Source organism: Actinomadura sp. 21ATH (genome assembly GCF_041951345.1).
Taxonomy (GTDB): Bacteria; Actinomycetota; Actinomycetes; order Streptosporangiales; family Streptosporangiaceae; genus Spirillospora.
This window is the reverse complement of sequence record NZ_JBGNUR010000004.1, coordinates 147,578-163,205: the sequence shown is the minus strand read 5'-3', so window position 1 is coordinate 163,205 and position 15,628 is coordinate 147,578. Positions and strand designations below refer to the sequence as shown.

The window sequence follows — 15,628 nt, the reverse complement described above, 5'->3', positions numbered from 1 at the left end:
AGGCGGCATGGTGCGATCGGTCGTGTGGGTGAAGCCGGAGGGTGCGGAGATCGCGGAGGTGGAGATCGCCGCGGGGCGGCTGACCGCCTCGGGCGCGGCGATCGGCGCGGGGCCGCCGCCGTACCGGCTGGAGTACGAGCTGACCACCGGCGACCGGTACGTGACCGCGCGGTTGCTCGTCGAGTCGTACGGCACCGACCCGGAGACGGGCCCGTGGCGGCGGTGGCTGGAGCTGGTCAACCGGCCGGAGGGCGAGTGGAGCGTCACCGCCCGCGCCGAGGGGCGCGTCGCGATGCCGCCGCCGGGCGGGGACGCGGCGGCGCTGCGCGGCGCGCTGGACTGCGATCTCGGGCTGTCGCCGCTGACCAACTCGATGCCCGCGCTGCGGATGGACGAGGACGGGCCGGCCGAGCACCTGATGGCGTGGGTGTCGGTGCCCGACCTGGCGGTGGTGCCGTCCCGGCAGACGTACGAGCGCGTCCGCCGGGACGGCGGCCACATGGTGGTCCGCTTCTCCAGCGACCGGTTCCAGGAGGACATCGAGTTCAGGGACGGGCTGGTCGCCGACTACCCGTCCATCGGCCGGCTGGCGGGGATCACCGGGTCCTGAAGCGGTCGAAGAGGCGGTACATGAACTCGGTGCCCTGCTTCAGGGCCTCGACGGTGATCCGCTCGTCGTTGCCGTGCATGCCGATGAGCTGGTCGTTGTCGAGGACGTACGGGTAGACGCCGTAGCCGGGGACGCCGCGCGACGTCCACGGCGCGAGGCTGGTGCCCGCCTCGAACAGGGCGGGCGCGAACACGGCGTCCGGATAGGTCCCGGCGGCGGCGCCGCTGATGGCCTCGTAGAGCGGCGAGTCGATGCTGGACGGGGGCTTGGCGAACGTCTCGTCCAGCCGCTTGAGGGCGTCCTCCTCCGATTCGCCCGGGTTGCCGGCGAGGGTGACGGTGACGTCGCGGTCCTTGAGCCGGCCGCGGACGTCTGCCAGGAAGTCGCGCGGGCGCTGCCCTCCGGGGACGCCGCGGCAGTTGATCCGGACGGTGGCCGTGGACGGGATGACGTTCTCCTTGTAGCCCGCGTCCTCGATGACGAACGCGTGGGTCGTGCGGAGCAGGGCGCGGTGCAGCCACGGGTACGAGCTGCGCTTGACGACGAGGGCGGCGGCCCGTTCGAGGGCGGGCCGGGACCGGGCGGCCAGCATCAGCTTCACGGCCTTCCGGAACGCCCCGTCGGACGTCGCCTCGGCCAGCGCGGTGAAGTACTCGCGGGTGACCGGGGTGAGGGTGACCGGGGCGAGCCAGCCGTCCAGGTGGGCGACGGCCCGGGACAGCGTCGCGATGGCGGAGTCGGGGTTCGGCTTGGAGGAGTGGGTCGCGGTGCCGCCGGCGGTGATGTCGAGGTTGAAGTAGACCTTGTCCTGGCGGGTCACCGTGATGAGCATCGGCGTCCTGCGGTCCTTCTGGGCGAGGAACCAGCCGCCCTCGGTGAGGACCATCCCCGCGTCGATCTTGTCCCAGTGGTGCTCGGCCAGCCAGCGGGAGCCGTGCGGGCCGGCCTCCTCGTCGCAGTCGGTGAGCACGATGATGTCGCGCTCGAACCTGCCTCCCTCGTTCAGGTGGCGGAGCAGGGCGGACACGAACGCGGCGTTCGCGCCCTTCATGTCGAGCGCGCCGCGGCCGTAGATCTCGCCGCCCTTGACGATGCCGGCGAACGGGTCGACCGACCATTTGGCGCGTTCCACGGGAACGACGTCGGAGTGCCCGAGCAGCAGCAGCGGGGCGGCGGCCGTCGTGCCCTCGATCCGGGCGATGAGGTGGACGTTGTCCTTCTTCGGGGTCGGGATGATCTCGGACCGGACGCCCGCCGAGTCCCAGACGGCCTTGAGCATCTCGGCGTGCGGGCGGGTGACGCCGCCCTCGCCGTGGTTCTGGGTGTCGAACGCGAGCATCTTCCTGAGCAGGGCGAGCGGGTCGAGGTCGCCGGGCGCGATCCCGGCGGCCGCGGCGGCCCGGCGGGCGGGCGGCGCGGCGGCGGCCGTCCCGCCGGCCAGGACGCCCCCGGCCAGCAGGGCGGCCCCGGCCCCGGTGCGGTGGAGGAACGTGCGGCGGCTGACGGGCCGCGCGGAACCGGACGCGGAGTGAGACGCGGAATCGGACGCGGAGCGAGACGCGGGGTCGGACGCGGACTGGGATGCGGAGTCGGGCATGGGAGCTCTCCTTCTTGCCGGGTTCCCGGGGTCACCGGGGCCGGCGTTCAGCGCTGCCGGAAGGCGGCGACCACCTCCACCTCGACCAGCCAGCCGGCGACCGGCAGGTTCTCGATCTCCAGGGTCACCCGGGCCGGCCTGGCGGGATTGACGAGCATGGGCGCGGCGGGCGGGGCGGTTCCGAGCGGGACGTTCACGGGCTTTCCGGTGGACAGGTCGGTGTTGGCGTAGAACTGGCGGTAGGCGCGGTTCCATCCGGCGAAGTCCGCGGTGGCCGCGCCGGGTGGGTCGCTGAGGTAGGCCCGCATGGAGATCACGTCCCTGGCCGTGAGGCCCTGTGCCCCGAGGTTCTCGTTGATCGCCTTCAACGCGTTGATCGACTGCGCCTCGGTCAGCGTTACCCCGGGCGGCCGCGTGCCGCCGGGGAAGTCGACGTACCGTTCCGGCGAGCCGGCGGGCGCGGCCGGGTTGGCGTCGCGGGGGCCGAGGCCGCTGGCGGTGTAGGTCGCGACGAGCGCGCCGACCGCGACGCCGTTGGCGATGGACGGGTTGCTCTGCCCGTCCGGCAGCGCCGGGCGGACCTCGGTGGGGCGCGGCGGGCGCGGCTTCTTCGCGGGCGCGGCGGACGCGGCGCCGCCCGCTCCGATCAGGGCGGCCGCCGCCGCGGCGGCCACCACGGTCCTTCGCATGATCATTTTTGTCTCCCCTTCTTCGGCGCTCTCCGGCCTTCGGTCAGCTCCGCAGGACCCGCTGGTGGAGCTCGGTCACGACCTTGCGGGCCGACTCGAACGACCCGTGCTGCCAGGCGATCTCGTGGCTGAGCCAGTCGCCGGCGAAGTAGACGTTGCCCTGGGGCCGGTTGAGCAGCGCGTACGCGGCGCCGCGCGACGGCCAGGAGATCCAGCCGCCCTCGATGTGCTCCTGCCGCTTCCAGGCGATGGACGCCGAGGCGGCGATGTTCCGGCGGTAGCGGTCGCCGTGGATCTTGGCGCCCTGGTCGAGGGCGCGGCGGAGCCGGCCGGCGTGGTCCAGCGCGGCGTACGCGTCGGCGGCGGCGCCGAAGTTGTAGTAGCCGACCAGCAGGCCGCGGTCGCCGTGGTAGCCGTGCGACGGGTACCAGATGGTGGAGATGTCCAGGTCGGTGTTCGTGATGCCGCCGTAGATCCGCTCCTCGTCCTCCCACCAGCGGCCCCGGTACTCAAGCCCGATCTTGCCGGTGGCGACGGGCACGGGCGTGGCCAGGGCCGACTGGACGCCCGCGCCGAGGTTGTGCGGGATCCTGGCGAGGACGTGCGGCGGCAGCGTGGCGACGCAGAAGTCGGCGTCGAGGGCGCGGGCGCGGCCGTCCCGCTCGTACTCGATCCGCACGCCGCGCGCCAGGCTGGTGATCCTCGTGACCGCCGCGCCGGTCCGGATCCGCCCGTGCCCGACCGCTTCGGCGAGCGCGCGCGGGATGGCGTCCATGCCGCCGACCGGCTGGAACATCAGCATCGCCTGGCTGTAGCCGAACTCGAACGAGAAGTAGCGTCCGGTGCCGTGCGCGAAGACGTCGGACAGGGACGGCACCGGGCCGAGGACCGTTCCGGCGGTGTCGGCGGCGCCGGGGTTCACCGAGTAGCCGCGGCGGCCGTCGGTGCCCTTGTAGGCGAAGCCGTCCGCCTTCCCGCCGATCGCGCCGAACCCGGAGAGGAACGACAGGAGCCGCTCCTTGTCGGTGGCGGTGAGCCGCCCGTCCAGGGCGCCCTGGTCGGTGGCCTTGGCGAGCAGTTCGGAGACGTAGCCGTAGACGTCGGCCTTCGCGGTGCGCCACCGCACGGGCGCCGCCATCCCGGCCGACTCGTTGAAGAGGTAGGCGTCGGCGTTGGAGTTGGTGAAGACCTCCAGGGGGACGCCGAGTTCGCGGCAGTAGTCCATGGTGGTCATCCACTGCGCGATGCGCGCGGGCCCGGCGTTCAGGTACGTGCCCTTGCCGAACCCGACGCGCTGGGTGGCGCCGCCCGCCTCGGCCAGGCGGTCGCCGCCGCGCAGGGTGAGGTTGCGGCCGCCGACCCGCTTCCGAGCCTCCAGGACGGTCACCTCGTACCCGGCCTTGCCCAGCTCGTACGCGGCGGCCAGCCCGGCCACGCCCGCGCCGAGCACGGCCACCTTCGCGGCGGCGCGGCCGCGGAGCCGGAAGTCGGACGCGCGCGGCGGCTCGAACGGCGCCCGCGTCGCGGCCTCGGCGCTGGGCGCCAGGCCCAGCGCTCCCATCGTGGCGAACATCGCGCCCGCGCCTCCGGTGGCGCCGACGCGCGTGAGGAAGCCGCGCCTGCTGACGCCCGCCTCCGTCGTCCCCTGGGCCAAGGAGCACCTCCAAGATCGTCCAGCCATCGGCGGAAGTCTGGAAATGTTCCGTTTCGTCCGGAGGCGCGGCCGGTAAGCACCCGGTTTCCAACCCCTCACCGGCCCGTCCCGCGCACAGCGCTGTTGCGGCGGTGTGAGAACCGGATGACGAAGGCGTTTCCCGTCCCGGGCTTTGTGAAATGAGCGTTAAATGCGCAACGCAGCCGTTCCTTTGCAGGTCAGCGGGGGTTAGCGTCCTCAATCGTGCTGATCTCCCCACACGAGCAGGAGCGCCTGCTCATCCACGTGGCCGCCGGGGTGGCCCGCGACCGCCGGGCGCGCGGGCTGCGGCTCAACCATCCCGAGGCGACCGCGATCATCGCGGTGCACCTCCTGGAGGGCGCCCGCGACGGGCGCACCGTGGCCGAGCTGATGGAGTCCGGCCGCACCGTGCTCACCCGTGACGACGTCATGGAGGGCGTGCCCGAGATGCTGGAGTCGGTCCAGATCGAGGCGACGTTCCCCGACGGCACCAAGCTCGTCACCGTACACCGGCCCGTCCCGTGACCCGCCCGCTGATCCCCGGCGAGGTCGTGCCGGGCCCGGAGCCGGTCGAGCTGAACCCGGGCCGCCCGCGCGTGACGGTCACCGTCGTCAACACCGGCGACCGGCCCGTCCAGGTCGGCTCGCACTACCACTTCGCCGTGGCGAACCCGGCGCTGGAGTTCGACCGCGACGCGGCGTGGGGCCACCGGCTGGACGTCGCCGCCGGCACCGCGGTCCGGTTCGAGCCCGGCCTGACCCGCGACGTGGACCTGGTCCCGCTGGCCGGCGCCCGCGTCGTCCCGGGCCTGCGGACGGAAGGGAACGGTCCCCTCGATGAGCACTGAGTTGTCCCGGGCCCGGTACGCGGCCTTGTACGGGCCGACCGCGGGAGACCGGGTGCGGCTCGCGGACACCGACCTGTTCGTGGAGGTGACCGAGGACCGCAGCCGGGGCCCGGCCGGGGCCGGGGACGAGGCGGTGTTCGGCGGCGGGAAGGTGATCCGCGAGTCGATGGGGCAGGCCCGCGCGACCCGCGCGGAGGGCGCGCTCGACCTGGTGGTCACCGGTGCGGTGGTGCTCGACCACTGGGGTGTCGTCAAGGCGGACGTCGGCGTGCGGGACGGCCGGATCGTCGCGCTCGGCAAGGCCGGCAACCCGGACACGATGGACGGCGTCCACCCCGATCTGGTGATCGGCCCGTCCACCGAGGTGCTGGCCGGGAACGGGAGGATCCTCACGGCGGGCGCGGTGGACTCGCACGTCCACCTCATCTGCCCGCAGCTGCTGGACGAGGCGCTCGGCGCGGGCGTGACCACGCTGATCGGCGGCGGCAGCGGCCCGGCCGAGGGCACCAAGGCGACCACGGTCAGCGGCGCCTGGTACCTGCACCGCATGCTGGAGGCCCTGGACGGCCACCCGGTGAACGTGGCGCTGCTCGGCAAGGGCAACACCGTGTCCGAGGACGCGATGTGGGAGCAGCTGCGCGCGGGCGCGTCCGGGTTCAAGCTGCACGAGGACTGGGGCTCCACGCCCGCCGCGATCGACGCCTGCCTGCGGGTCGCGGACGCGTCCGGCGTCCAGGTGGCGCTGCACAGCGACACGCTGAACGAGGCCGGGTACGTGGAGTCGACGCTCGGCGCGATCGGCGGCCGGTCGATCCACGCGTACCACACCGAGGGCGCGGGCGGCGGGCACGCGCCGGACATCATCACGGTCGCCGCGCACCCGAACGTGCTGCCGTCGTCCACCAACCCGACCCGCCCGCACACGGTCAACACGCTGGACGAGCACCTCGACATGCTGATGGTGTGCCACCACCTGAACCCGTCGGTGCCCGAGGACCTGGCGTTCGCCGAGTCGCGGATCCGGCCGACGACGATGGCGGCCGAGGACGTGCTGCACGACCTGGGCGCGATCTCGATGATCGGGTCGGACTCGCAGGCGATGGGCCGGATCGGCGAGACGGTGCTGCGGACCTGGCAGACCGCGCACGTGATGAAGCGGCGGCGCGGCACGCTGGAGGGCCCGGCCGACAACCTGCGGGCCCGCCGGTACGTGGCCAAGTACACGATCAACCCGGCGATCGCGCACGGCCTGGACGGCGAGGTCGGCTCGGTCGAGCCCGGCAAGCTGGCCGACCTGGTGCTGTGGGATCCGGCGTTCTTCGGCGTCCGCCCGCACGCCGTGCTGAAGGGCGGGATGATCGCGTGGGCGGCGATGGGCGACGCGAACGCCTCGATCCCGACGCCGCAGCCGGTGCTGCCGCGCCCGATGTTCGGCGCCGCGCCGCCGGTCGCGGCCGGGACGTCGCTGCACTTCGTGTCGGAGGCGGCGGTCGAGGACGGCCTGGCGGAGCGGCTCGCCGTGCGGCGCGCGCTCGTCCCCGTCAAGGACACCCGGCGGCTGGGCAAGGCCGACATGCCGCTGAACGGCGCGCTCCCCCGCATCGAGGTCGATCCCGACACGTTCACCGTGAAGGTGGACGGCGACGAGATCGAGCCAGCGCCCGCGGTGGAGCTGCCGATGGCCCAGCGCTACTTCCTGTTCTGATGGCCCGGCGCTCATGACACTGCCCGCGCGCCTGCTCCTGCTGGCCGACTCGCGCCTCCCGGCGGGCGGCCACGCCCACTCCGGCGGTCTGGAACCGGCCGTCACGGCGGGCGCGGTCGCGGACGTCGCGGGGCTGGCCCGGTTCCTGCGCGGCCGGCTCGCGACGGCGGGCCTGGTGTCGGCCGCGCTGGCCGCCGCCGCGTGCGCGCACGCCGCCGGCGGCGCGTCCGGGTGGCGCTGGGACGTCCTGGACGCGGAGGCCGACGCCCGTACCCCCTCCCCCGCCCAGCGGGCCGCGTCCCGCGCGCAGGGCCGGTCGCTGCTGCGCGCCGCGCGCCGAACGTGGCCGCATCCCGCGCTCGACGCGCTGGCCGCCCTGCGCGCACCGCACCAGCCGCTCGTCCAGGGCGCCGCGGCCGCCGCGGCCGGAGGCGCCCCGCCGGACGCGGCGGCCGTCAGCGCGTACGGCGCGGTCACCGGCCCGGCCTCCGCCGCCGTGCGGCTCCTCGGCCTGGACCCGCTGGCCGTGCACCGCGCGCTGGCGGACCTGGCCCCCGAGGTGGACGCGGTCGCCGCGCGGGCCGCGCGCGTCCCCGCCGACTGGGCCGGCCTGCCCGCACCGTCCGCGCCGCTCCTCGACCTGTACGCCGAACGGCACCTCGGCGCCGGACTGCGCCTCTTCGAATCCTGAACCACGGAGGTCCCCATGGGCGCCCACCATCACGACGACCCGCACCACGCCGCCCCGGCGGCCGGGCGCGCGCTGCGCCTCGGCATCGGCGGCCCGGTCGGCAGCGGCAAGACGGCCCTGACCGCCGCGCTGTGCCGCGCGCTGCGCGCCGACCTGGAACTGGCCGTGGTGACCAACGACATCTACACCACCGAGGACGCCGACTTCCTGCGCCGCGAGGCGGTGCTGCCCGACGACCGGATCACCGCCGTGCGGACCGGCGCCTGCCCGCACACCGCCATCCGCGACGACATCTCCGCGAACCTGGACGCCGTGGAGGCGCTGGAGGAGCGGCACGGCGGCCTCGACCTGATCATCATCGAGAGCGGCGGCGACAACCTGACCGCGCTGTTCAGCCGCGGGCTGGCCGACCGGCAGATCTTCGTCCTGGACGTCGCGGGCGGCGACGACGTCCCGCGCAAGGGCGGCCTCGGCGTCGCGGCCGCCGACCTGCTCGTCGTCAACAAGACCGACCTCGCGCCGCTGGTCGGCAGCGACCTGGACCTGATGGCCCGCGACGCCGCCCGCGTCCGCGACGGCCGGCCGGTCGCGTTCACCTCGCTGCGCGAGCGGCCCGGCGCCCCCGAGGTCGCCGGCTGGGTCCGCGAGATCGCCGGCGGCCGGGCGCGCGCCGCCGCGTCGTGACCGGCGGGCGCTCCGCCGGCCGGGCGTACACCGCGCGCGCCGCCGTCACCGCCGAGCGCGGCGCGGACGGCCGGACGCGGCTGCCCCTGCTGCGGTCGGACGGCCCGCTGGCGCTGCGGGAGGCGGCCGGGGCCGTGTACCTGGTGGGGGCGGCGGCCGGCCCGCTCGGCGGCGACGACCTGGAGATCGACATCGAGGTGCGGGCGGGCGCGTCGCTCGCCGTGCGCTCGGCCGCGACGTCGGTGGCGCTGCCGGGGGCGGGCGAGTCGCGGCTGACGGTGCGGGCGGACGTCGCGGCCGGGGGCCGCCTGGACTTCGCCCCGGAACCGGCCGTGGCGGCGGCCGGCTGCCGGCACCGGTCGAGCGCGCGCATCACCCTCGCCGAGGGCGCCGCGCTGCGCTGGTACGAGGAGCTGGTCCTCGGCCGCCACGGCGAGCCGCCGGGCCGGCACGCGAGCCGCTTCGACGTGACGTTCGGCGGGGTCCCGCTGCTCCGGCACGAGCTGTGCCTGGACGACCCGGCCGTGTACGGGAGCCCGGCCGTCCTCGGGGGCGCGCGGGCAGCGGGCAGCGTGCTGCTGGCGGGCGCCGGCCTGCCGCGCGAGCCCCGTACCGGGGACGGCGTGGCCGTGCTGCCGCTGGCGGGTCCCGGCGTCCTGATCACGGCCGTGGCGGCGGACTCGGCCGCGCTCCGCCGCCGCCTGGCCGGGGCCGAGCGGGACCACTGCCCGGAAAGCCCGCTTTCACCTGCCGGCCGGTGACAATGATCCGATGGAACTCGACGGGGCCCGGTGGCCCGATGACCTCCGGCCGTACCAGGAGAAGGCGCTGGCCGAGCTGGACCGGGTCTGGGCCGAGGGGCACGGGCGGGCGTGGGTGGTGCTGCCGCCCGGCGCCGGGAAGACGCTCGTCGGGCTGGAGGCGGCGCGGCGGCTGGGGCGGCGGACCGTCGTCCTCGTCCCGAACACCGCGATCCAGAACCAGTGGGTCGCGCACTGGGCGCGCTGCGGCGGCGAGGCCGGCACGGACCGGGGGCTGAGCGGCCCGGTCACCGTCCTGACGTACCAGTCGCTCGCGGTCTTCGACCCGGACGCCGAGACCGACGAGGAGGGCCGCCAGAAGCGCCGCCGCGGCGGGCTCGTCCGGCTGCTGCACGACAACGGGCGGGCGCTCGTCGAGGCCCTGCACGAGGCCGGGCCGCTGACGCTGGTGCTGGACGAGTGCCACCACCTGCTGGACGTGTGGGGGCGGCTGCTCGCCGAGATCCTGGACGGCCTGCCGGACGCGCGCGTCGTCGGGCTGACCGCCACGCCGCCGGAGTCGCTCACCCCGGACGAGTCCAAGCTGGTCGACGCGCTGTTCGGCCGGCCGGTCCTGGGCGCGTCCATCCCCGCGATGGTCCGGGACGCGTACCTGGCGCCGTTCGCGGAGCTGGCCTGGCTCACCGCGCCGACCGCCGTGGAGGCCGACTACGTCGCCGGCGAGGCCGAGCGGTTCACCGAGCTGACCGTGGGCCTGATCGATCCGGGCTTCACCTCGACCGGGCTGCTGGAGTGGCTGGACGCCCGGATGGTCGAGCGCACGGCCGGCGACGGCGCGGGCGGCGCCGTGCCGTGGTCGCGGCTGGAGACGGCCGAGCCGCGCGTCGCCGCCGCCGCGCTGCGGTTCCACCACGCGGAGCTGCTCGCGCTGCCGCCCGGCGCCCGGATGCGCGAGGAGCACCGCCGCCCGCCCACGGCCGAGGACTGGGTGGCGCTGCTGAACGACTACGTCCTGCACTGCCTGATGCCGAGCGGGACGGGGAAGGACCGGGCGGCGCTGGAGGCGATCAGGCGCGCGCTGCCCGCCGTCGGGTACCAGCTGACCGCCCGCGGCATCCGCGCCGGCCGCTCCCCCGTGGACCGGGTGCTCGCCCGCAGCGCCGCCAAGACGCACGGCGCCGTGGAGATCGCGGCGGCGGAGGGCGCGGCGCTGGGCGACCGGCTGCGCTGCCTGGTGCTGTGCGACCACGAGCGGGCCGGCGCCACGCTCCCGGCCCGGCTGCGCGAGGTCCTGGACGCCGAGGCGGGCTCGGCCCGGCTGATGCTGCGCAACCTCGCCGCCGACCCGCGGACGCGGGCGCTGTCCCCGATGCTCGTCACCGGCCGCACGGTGGCCGCCGACGAGGACACCGCGCGGGCGTTCGTCCTGGAGTACGCCGAGCGCGGCCTGACCGCGGTGCCCGGCGACGACGGCACCGCGCTCATCACCGGCCCCTGGTCGCCCCGCGTCTGGGTGCGGCTGATCACCGAGTTCTTCGAGGCGGGCGGCTGCCGGGTGCTGGTGGGCACCCGCGGCCTGCTCGGCGAGGGCTGGGACGCGCGCGGCGTCAACACCCTCGTCGACCTCACCACCGCGACCACCCCCACCTCCGTCGTCCAGACCCGCGGCCGGGCGCTCCGCCTGGACCCGGCCTGGCCGGAGAAGACCGCCAACACGTGGACGGTCGTGTGCGTCTCCGACCGGCACCCCAAGGGCGCCGCCGACTGGGACCGGTTCGTCCGCAAGCACGGCGGCTACCTCGCCGCGGCCGAGAACGGCGAGATCGTGTCGGGGGTCGCGCACGTGGAGGCGTCGTTCTCGCCGTACGCGCCGCCGGAGACGGCCGCGTTCGACGGGCTCAACCGGGCGATGCTGGACCGCGCCCGGGACCGTGCCGCGACCCGCGCCGCGTGGCGGGTCGGCACGCCGTTCCGCGACGAGCTGGTGCACACCCTGCGCGTCCGCCCGCCCCGCGAACTCGCCCTCCCCGCCGCGGCCCCGGAGGCGGCGCCGCCCCGCCGGCCCCGGTACGTCCCGGCCGCGCGCCTGTACCAGCGGCCCCCGTACCGGCCGGCGCCGTACGCGCCGGACCGGGACCATGCCGCCCTGATCATCGGCGGCGCCTTCGCGGTCCCCCTCCTGGGCGGGATGCTGGCCTTCGGGGTCGTCCCGCTCGTGGTCTGCGCGCTCCTCCTCCTGCTCGCGGCCGGCGGCGCCGAGGCCGCGCACCGGTCCGGCGAGCGGCGCAAGGTCAGGGCCTCCCTGGAGGCGCGGGCGCGCGCGTCCGAGGAGGCGGCGGCGTGCCTGGACGAGGCCGCCGCCGAGCCGCCCGTCACCCGGTTCGCGTACGCGGTCGCCGACGCCCTCAGGCAGGCCGGGCTGTCGCCGCGCGGCGCGGAGGCCGTCACCGTCCGGCCCACCCCGGACGGGACGTACGGTTTCGCGCTATCCGGCGTCGACGTCCTCGCGTCGGAGCGGTTCGCCGTGGCGCTGGACGAGGTGATCGGCCCGATGGCGGCGCCCCGGTACGCGGTCCCGCGGTTCGTCCTGGCGCCGCTGGCCGGGGAGGAGCGGCGGGCCCGCACCGAAGCCTGGTACGAGGGGCGGGTGGAGGCCGACGGCGTCGTGTACCACTCGGTCCCCGCGGTGTTCGGCCGCAACCGCCGGCTCCTGAAGGCGTTCGTGTCCGCGTGGAACGCCTGGATCTCGGGCGGGGACGCCGTCCGGACCTCGTCCGCCGAGGGCGAGGGGATCCTGGCCACGCACCGCGGCGCGGACCCCCTGGAGGCCACCACCGTCCTGCGCGTCGCCTGGGACTGACGGCGACCGACGGCGACCGGCACCGCGGGGCCCTGGACAAACCGGCGGGTAGCCTGTGAGATCGGTCACCACAGTCCCATCCGCCCCTGAGGTGGCCCCGATGACGGATGTCGTGCTCGACGGTGTCGGCAAGGTGTACCCCGGCGGCCAGCACGCCGTCCGCGACGTGCGGCTGCGGATCGCCGACGGCGAGCTGTTCGTGCTGCTCGGCCCGTCCGGCTGCGGCAAGTCGACGATCCTGCGGATGATCGCCGGGCTGGAGGAGGCGACGTCCGGCGAGCTGCGGCTGAACGGCGGCGTCGCCAACGACCTCTCGCCCCGCGAGCGCAACGTCGCGATGGTCTTCCAGGACGGCGCCCTCTACCCGCACCGCACGGTCGCGGGGAACATGATGTTCCCGCTGGAGGTGGCCGGCGGCGACCGGGCCGACGCGCGCGAGCGGGTCGCCGAGCTGTCCCGGGCCCTCGGCCTGGCCCCGATGGCCGGCCGGCTGCCGCGGACGCTGTCGGGCGGGCAGCGGCAGCGCGCCGCGATCGGCCGGGCGCTGATCCGCGAGCCGTCGCTGTTCCTGATGGACGAGCCGCTGTCGAGCCTGGACGCGGGGATGCGCACCGAGCTGCGGCTGGAGATCGCGGCGCTGGTGCGCTCCACCGGCACCACGACCGTGTACGTCACGCACGACCAGGTCGAGGCGATGACGATGGCCGACCGGATCGCGGTGCTGCGCGACGGGACGCTGGAGGACGTGGGCACGCCCGAGCAGATCTACCGCGACCCGGCCACGGTGTTCGTGGCGGCGTTCCTCAGCTCACCGCCGATCAACCTGTTCCAGGCGACCGCGTGGGCCGTCCAGGACGAGGGCGTGGTGCTCGACCTCGGGCCGCGGCGGCTGACCGTGCCGTGGAACGATCCGCGCGCGCCGGGGCTCATCGGCCACCACGGCGGGCCGGTGATCGTGGGCGTCCGGCCGGACGCGCTGGCCTGGACGGCCGCGGAGGCGCCGGGCCGCACGCTCGCCGGGCGGGTCCGCGCGGTGGAGTTCCACGGGCACGAGTGGCTCGCGTACGCCGAGGCCGGGATCCCCGCGGTCGACGCGAACGAGGTCGGCCGCCCCGCGCCCGCCCCGGAGCCCGTACCGGCGTCCGGGGGGAGGCTGCGCGGGCTGCTGCGGCGCGCGGCGCCGCCCGCGCCGGAACCCGCCGAGCACGAGGGCCATCACCGCAGGTCGCACCTCGTCTTCCGGACCGGCGCGGAGCGTCCGGTGCGCGGCGAGGAGGTGCTGCTGGAGGTGGACCTGGAGCGGATGCTGCTGTTCGGCCCCGACGGCCGCCGCATCACGTCCGCGCGGCGCTGACGCGGGCTCCGGCCCCGGTCCGCCCCACGTAGAGGTCGATCTTCCGCTTGATCTGGCCCTGCTGCCCGCGCAGCAGCGCGATCCGCTCCTCGACCCGGCGGTCGTGGTCCTGGAGCAGCTCGATCCGCTCGCGCAGGGTCGCGTCGCCGCCGCGGACCAGCTCGGAGTAGCGGAGCATCTCGGCGATCGGCATGCCGGTCTCGCGCAGGCACCGCAGCATCCCGAGCCAGGCCAGGTCGTCGTCGCTGAACACGCGGCGGCCCGAGGCGTCGCGGGCGATCCGCGCCAGCAGCCCGATCTTCTCGTAGTAGCGCAGGGTGTCGATGCTGAAGCCGCTCTTCTCGGCCGTCTCTGCTGGGGAGTAGGAGCTCACGCCACCAGCCTCGCACCTGGAGTGCGCTCCAGGTCAATGCCCGGGGCCGCACGTCCCGGTTCGGCCGCCGTTCCGCGGGAAGGCCGAGCTTGACCTGGAGCGCGCTCCAGCTCGCAGAGTGGAACCGCACACCCGTCCCGCCTTCGCGGAGGAACAACGCACATGCGCATCGGACTGCAGATCCCCAGCTTCACCTTCTCCGGCGGATCGGAGCGGATCGGCCCGGAGTTCGGCCGGATGGCCCGCGACGCCGACCAGGCGGGGCTGCGCTCGCTCTGGGTGATGGACCACTTCTTCCAGATCTCCATGGTCGGCCCGCCGGAGGAGCCGATGCTGGAGGGCTACTCGGCGCTGGCGTACGCGGCGGCGCTGACCGAGCGGATCACGCTCGGCACGCTGGTCACCGGCGTGACGTACCGGCATCCCGGCATCCTGGTCAAGACCGTCACCACGCTGGACGTGCTGTCGGGCGGGCGGGCCTGGCTGGGCATCGGGGCCGCCTGGAACGACGAGGAGTCGCGCGGGCTGGGCGTCCCGTTCCCGCCGACGGCCGAGCGGTTCGAACGGCTGGAGGAGACGCTGCAGATCGCCCACCGGATGTGGCAGGGCGACGAGAGCCCGTACGAGGGAAGGCACTACCGGCTGGAGCGGCCGCTGGACTCGCCGGTCTCCGTGCGGCGCCCGCACCCCCCGGTGCTGATCGGCGGGACCGGGGAGAAGAAGACGCTGCGGTTCGTGGCGAAGTACGCCGACGCCTGCAACATCTTCGACTCCGACGAGCTGCCCCGCAAGCTGGAGGTGCTGCGGGAGCACTGCGAGCGCGAGGGCCGCGACTACGACGCGATCGAGAAGACCTCGCTGACCTTCTTCGCGGACGGCGGCGAGCCGTCGGTGGACCGGGCGGTGGACACCGTGGGCCGGCTCGCCGAGGCGGGCGTCGACCACGTGATCTTCTCGCAGGGCACCGGGCAGGACCTGGCCGGGCTGCTGGGCGAGGCGCTGGCGCAGACCGAGAAGATCGTCCCGGCCGGGCGCTGACCCGCCCGCGTCCCGCCCGCCGGCGCGGCCAGGCGGCGATCACTCGGAGAGCAGGGCCCGCATCCGGTTGATCTCGGCCTGCTGGCCGGACTGGACGTCCCGCGCCAGTTCCTGGACGACCACGTCCGTGCCCTTGTCCAGCGCGCCCTCGGCCATGGTCAGCGCCCCCTGGTGGTGCGTGATCATGAGGGTCAGGAAGAGCCGGTCGAACTCGGTGCCGCGGGTGGCCTTCAGCCGCGCCAGCTGATCGGGCGTGGCCATGCCGGGCATCCCGGCGTGGCCGCCCGCCCCGGCCGACGGCCTGCCGTGGGCGCCGTGGCCGCCGTGCCCGCCCTGGCCGGACGTGGCCGTGCGGCCGTTGCGCTGGAGCCAGGCCCGCATGGCCCCGATCTCGGCGCCCTGCCCGGCCTTGATCCGCTCCGCCAGCGACTTGACCTGCGCGCTCTCGGCCCGGCCGGGCGCCAGCGCGGACATCTCCAGCGCCTGCTGGTGGTGCGGGATCATCATCTCCACGAACCGGACCTCGGCCTCGGTCGGCGGCGCCGGGGTCGCCGGGCCCTTCACGGCGGTCCTGTTCGGCTCGCCGGGGCGGCCCGGCTGGATCACGGTCGCGCTCGGCGCCGCCTTCCCCTCCGGGTCGCCGCTGCACCCGGCCAGCACGCCCATGACCAGCACGGGCGCCGTCGTCGCCGCCCAGATCCGCTGCCGCATCCGTCCTCCACGCCCTCGGCTACGGCGACCGT

Annotated in this window: 15 protein-coding genes; 10 read left to right on the top strand and 5 right to left on the bottom strand. The window is 75.3% G+C overall.

The window, feature by feature from the left end:
* The first annotated feature begins 7 nt into the window (after positions 1–7).
* On the top strand, positions 8–610 hold the full coding sequence (locus ACA361_RS15400; RefSeq protein ID WP_375012641.1) for a putative glycolipid-binding domain-containing protein: 603 nt from the start codon (positions 8–10) through the stop codon (positions 608–610).
* On the opposite strand, the gene ACA361_RS15395 is transcribed toward ACA361_RS15400, so the two are convergent.
* Genes ACA361_RS15395 through ACA361_RS15385 form a run of 3 tightly spaced genes read right to left on the bottom strand, consistent with a single transcriptional unit; the run spans position 597 to position 4,550 of the window.
* Positions 597–2,207 carry a M20/M25/M40 family metallo-hydrolase gene (locus ACA361_RS15395; protein ID WP_375012640.1) on the bottom strand — a complete coding sequence of 537 codons (1,611 nt, stop codon included), beginning with the start codon at positions 2,205–2,207 and terminating at the stop codon, positions 597–599. The genes ACA361_RS15400 and ACA361_RS15395 overlap by 14 nt on opposite strands.
* 47 nt (positions 2,208–2,254) lie before the next feature.
* Positions 2,255–2,902: a Rid family hydrolase gene (locus tag ACA361_RS15390; protein ID WP_375012639.1), complete on the bottom strand. Its 648-nt coding sequence runs from the start codon at positions 2,900–2,902 to the stop codon at positions 2,255–2,257.
* A 37-nt stretch (positions 2,903–2,939) separates the two neighbouring features.
* Positions 2,940–4,550 carry an FAD-dependent oxidoreductase gene (locus tag ACA361_RS15385; protein WP_375012638.1) on the bottom strand — a complete coding sequence of 537 codons (1,611 nt, stop codon included), beginning with the start codon at positions 4,548–4,550 and terminating at the stop codon, positions 2,940–2,942.
* 243 nt (positions 4,551–4,793) lie between these two features.
* Here ACA361_RS15385 and ACA361_RS15380 point away from each other — a divergent pair, with 243 nt between their 5' ends.
* The 8 genes from ACA361_RS15380 to ACA361_RS15345 all read left to right on the top strand — a co-directional run bounded on the left by ACA361_RS15380 (position 4,794) and on the right by ACA361_RS15345 (position 13,474).
* Positions 4,794–5,096: an urease subunit gamma gene (locus ACA361_RS15380; protein WP_366613864.1), complete on the top strand. Its 303-nt coding sequence runs from the start codon at positions 4,794–4,796 to the stop codon at positions 5,094–5,096.
* 8 nt (positions 5,097–5,104) lie between these two features.
* A complete protein-coding gene (locus ACA361_RS15375) occupies positions 5,105–5,419 on the top strand; it encodes an urease subunit beta (protein WP_375012964.1) in 315 nt (104 codons plus the stop codon).
* Positions 5,409–7,124 (top strand): urease subunit alpha, encoded by a 1,716-nt coding sequence (locus ACA361_RS15370; RefSeq protein WP_375012637.1) that lies wholly within the window; start codon positions 5,409–5,411, stop codon positions 7,122–7,124. Before ACA361_RS15375 ends, ACA361_RS15370 begins: the two co-directional genes overlap by 11 nt.
* A gap of 13 nt (positions 7,125–7,137) precedes the next feature.
* Positions 7,138–7,815: an urease accessory protein UreF gene (locus ACA361_RS15365; RefSeq protein WP_375012636.1), complete on the top strand. Its 678-nt coding sequence runs from the start codon at positions 7,138–7,140 to the stop codon at positions 7,813–7,815.
* A 15-nt stretch (positions 7,816–7,830) separates the two neighbouring features.
* Positions 7,831–8,499: an urease accessory protein UreG gene (gene ureG / locus ACA361_RS15360; RefSeq protein ID WP_375012635.1), complete on the top strand. Its 669-nt coding sequence runs from the start codon at positions 7,831–7,833 to the stop codon at positions 8,497–8,499.
* The gene (locus ACA361_RS15355; protein ID WP_375012634.1) at positions 8,496–9,260 is read left to right on the top strand and encodes an urease accessory protein UreD; all 765 of its coding nucleotides are present in this window, start codon (positions 8,496–8,498) and stop codon (positions 9,258–9,260) included. Before ureG ends, ACA361_RS15355 begins: the two co-directional genes overlap by 4 nt.
* Before the next feature lie 10 nt (positions 9,261–9,270).
* Positions 9,271–12,120 carry a DEAD/DEAH box helicase family protein gene (locus ACA361_RS15350; RefSeq protein ID WP_375012633.1) on the top strand — a complete coding sequence of 950 codons (2,850 nt, stop codon included), beginning with the start codon at positions 9,271–9,273 and terminating at the stop codon, positions 12,118–12,120.
* 100 nt (positions 12,121–12,220) lie between these two features.
* Complete coding sequence (locus ACA361_RS15345) at positions 12,221–13,474, top strand: ABC transporter ATP-binding protein (RefSeq protein ID WP_375012632.1); 1,254 nt, start codon at positions 12,221–12,223, stop codon at positions 13,472–13,474.
* Here the strand turns inward: ACA361_RS15345 and ACA361_RS15340 are convergent.
* Entirely contained in the window at positions 13,455–13,847 is a 393-nt protein-coding gene (locus ACA361_RS15340) for a MerR family transcriptional regulator (protein WP_375012631.1), read from the bottom strand. The two genes, ACA361_RS15345 and ACA361_RS15340, sit on opposite strands and share 20 nt — an antisense overlap.
* 162 nt (positions 13,848–14,009) lie before the next feature.
* On the opposite strand from ACA361_RS15340, the gene ACA361_RS15335 reads away from it, so the two are divergent.
* On the top strand, positions 14,010–14,885 hold the full coding sequence (locus ACA361_RS15335; RefSeq protein WP_375012630.1) for an LLM class F420-dependent oxidoreductase: 876 nt from the start codon (positions 14,010–14,012) through the stop codon (positions 14,883–14,885).
* A 39-nt stretch (positions 14,886–14,924) separates the two neighbouring features.
* Here the strand turns inward: ACA361_RS15335 and ACA361_RS15330 are convergent, their stop codons facing one another.
* A complete protein-coding gene (locus tag ACA361_RS15330; RefSeq protein ID WP_375012629.1) occupies positions 14,925–15,596 on the bottom strand; it encodes a DUF305 domain-containing protein in 672 nt (223 codons plus the stop codon).
* Between the last annotated feature and the right edge of the window lie 32 nt (positions 15,597–15,628).

Coding starts and splice junctions, on each gene's coding strand:
- ureG (WP_375012635.1), top strand. CDS start 7,831: ATGGGCGCCCACCATCACGACGACCCGCACCACGCCGCCCCGGCGGCC.
- ACA361_RS15395 (WP_375012640.1), bottom strand. CDS start 2,207: ATGCCCGACTCCGCATCCCAGTCCGCGTCCGACCCCGCGTCTCGCTCC.
- ACA361_RS15345 (WP_375012632.1), top strand. CDS start 12,221: ATGACGGATGTCGTGCTCGACGGTGTCGGCAAGGTGTACCCCGGCGGC.
- ACA361_RS15370 (WP_375012637.1), top strand. CDS start 5,409: ATGAGCACTGAGTTGTCCCGGGCCCGGTACGCGGCCTTGTACGGGCCG.
- ACA361_RS15350 (WP_375012633.1), top strand. CDS start 9,271: ATGGAACTCGACGGGGCCCGGTGGCCCGATGACCTCCGGCCGTACCAG.
- ACA361_RS15335 (WP_375012630.1), top strand. CDS start 14,010: ATGCGCATCGGACTGCAGATCCCCAGCTTCACCTTCTCCGGCGGATCG.
- ACA361_RS15330 (WP_375012629.1), bottom strand. CDS start 15,596: ATGCGGCAGCGGATCTGGGCGGCGACGACGGCGCCCGTGCTGGTCATG.
- ACA361_RS15390 (WP_375012639.1), bottom strand. CDS start 2,902: ATGATCATGCGAAGGACCGTGGTGGCCGCCGCGGCGGCGGCCGCCCTG.
- ACA361_RS15365 (WP_375012636.1), top strand. CDS start 7,138: ATGACACTGCCCGCGCGCCTGCTCCTGCTGGCCGACTCGCGCCTCCCG.
- ACA361_RS15400 (WP_375012641.1), top strand. CDS start 8: ATGGTGCGATCGGTCGTGTGGGTGAAGCCGGAGGGTGCGGAGATCGCG.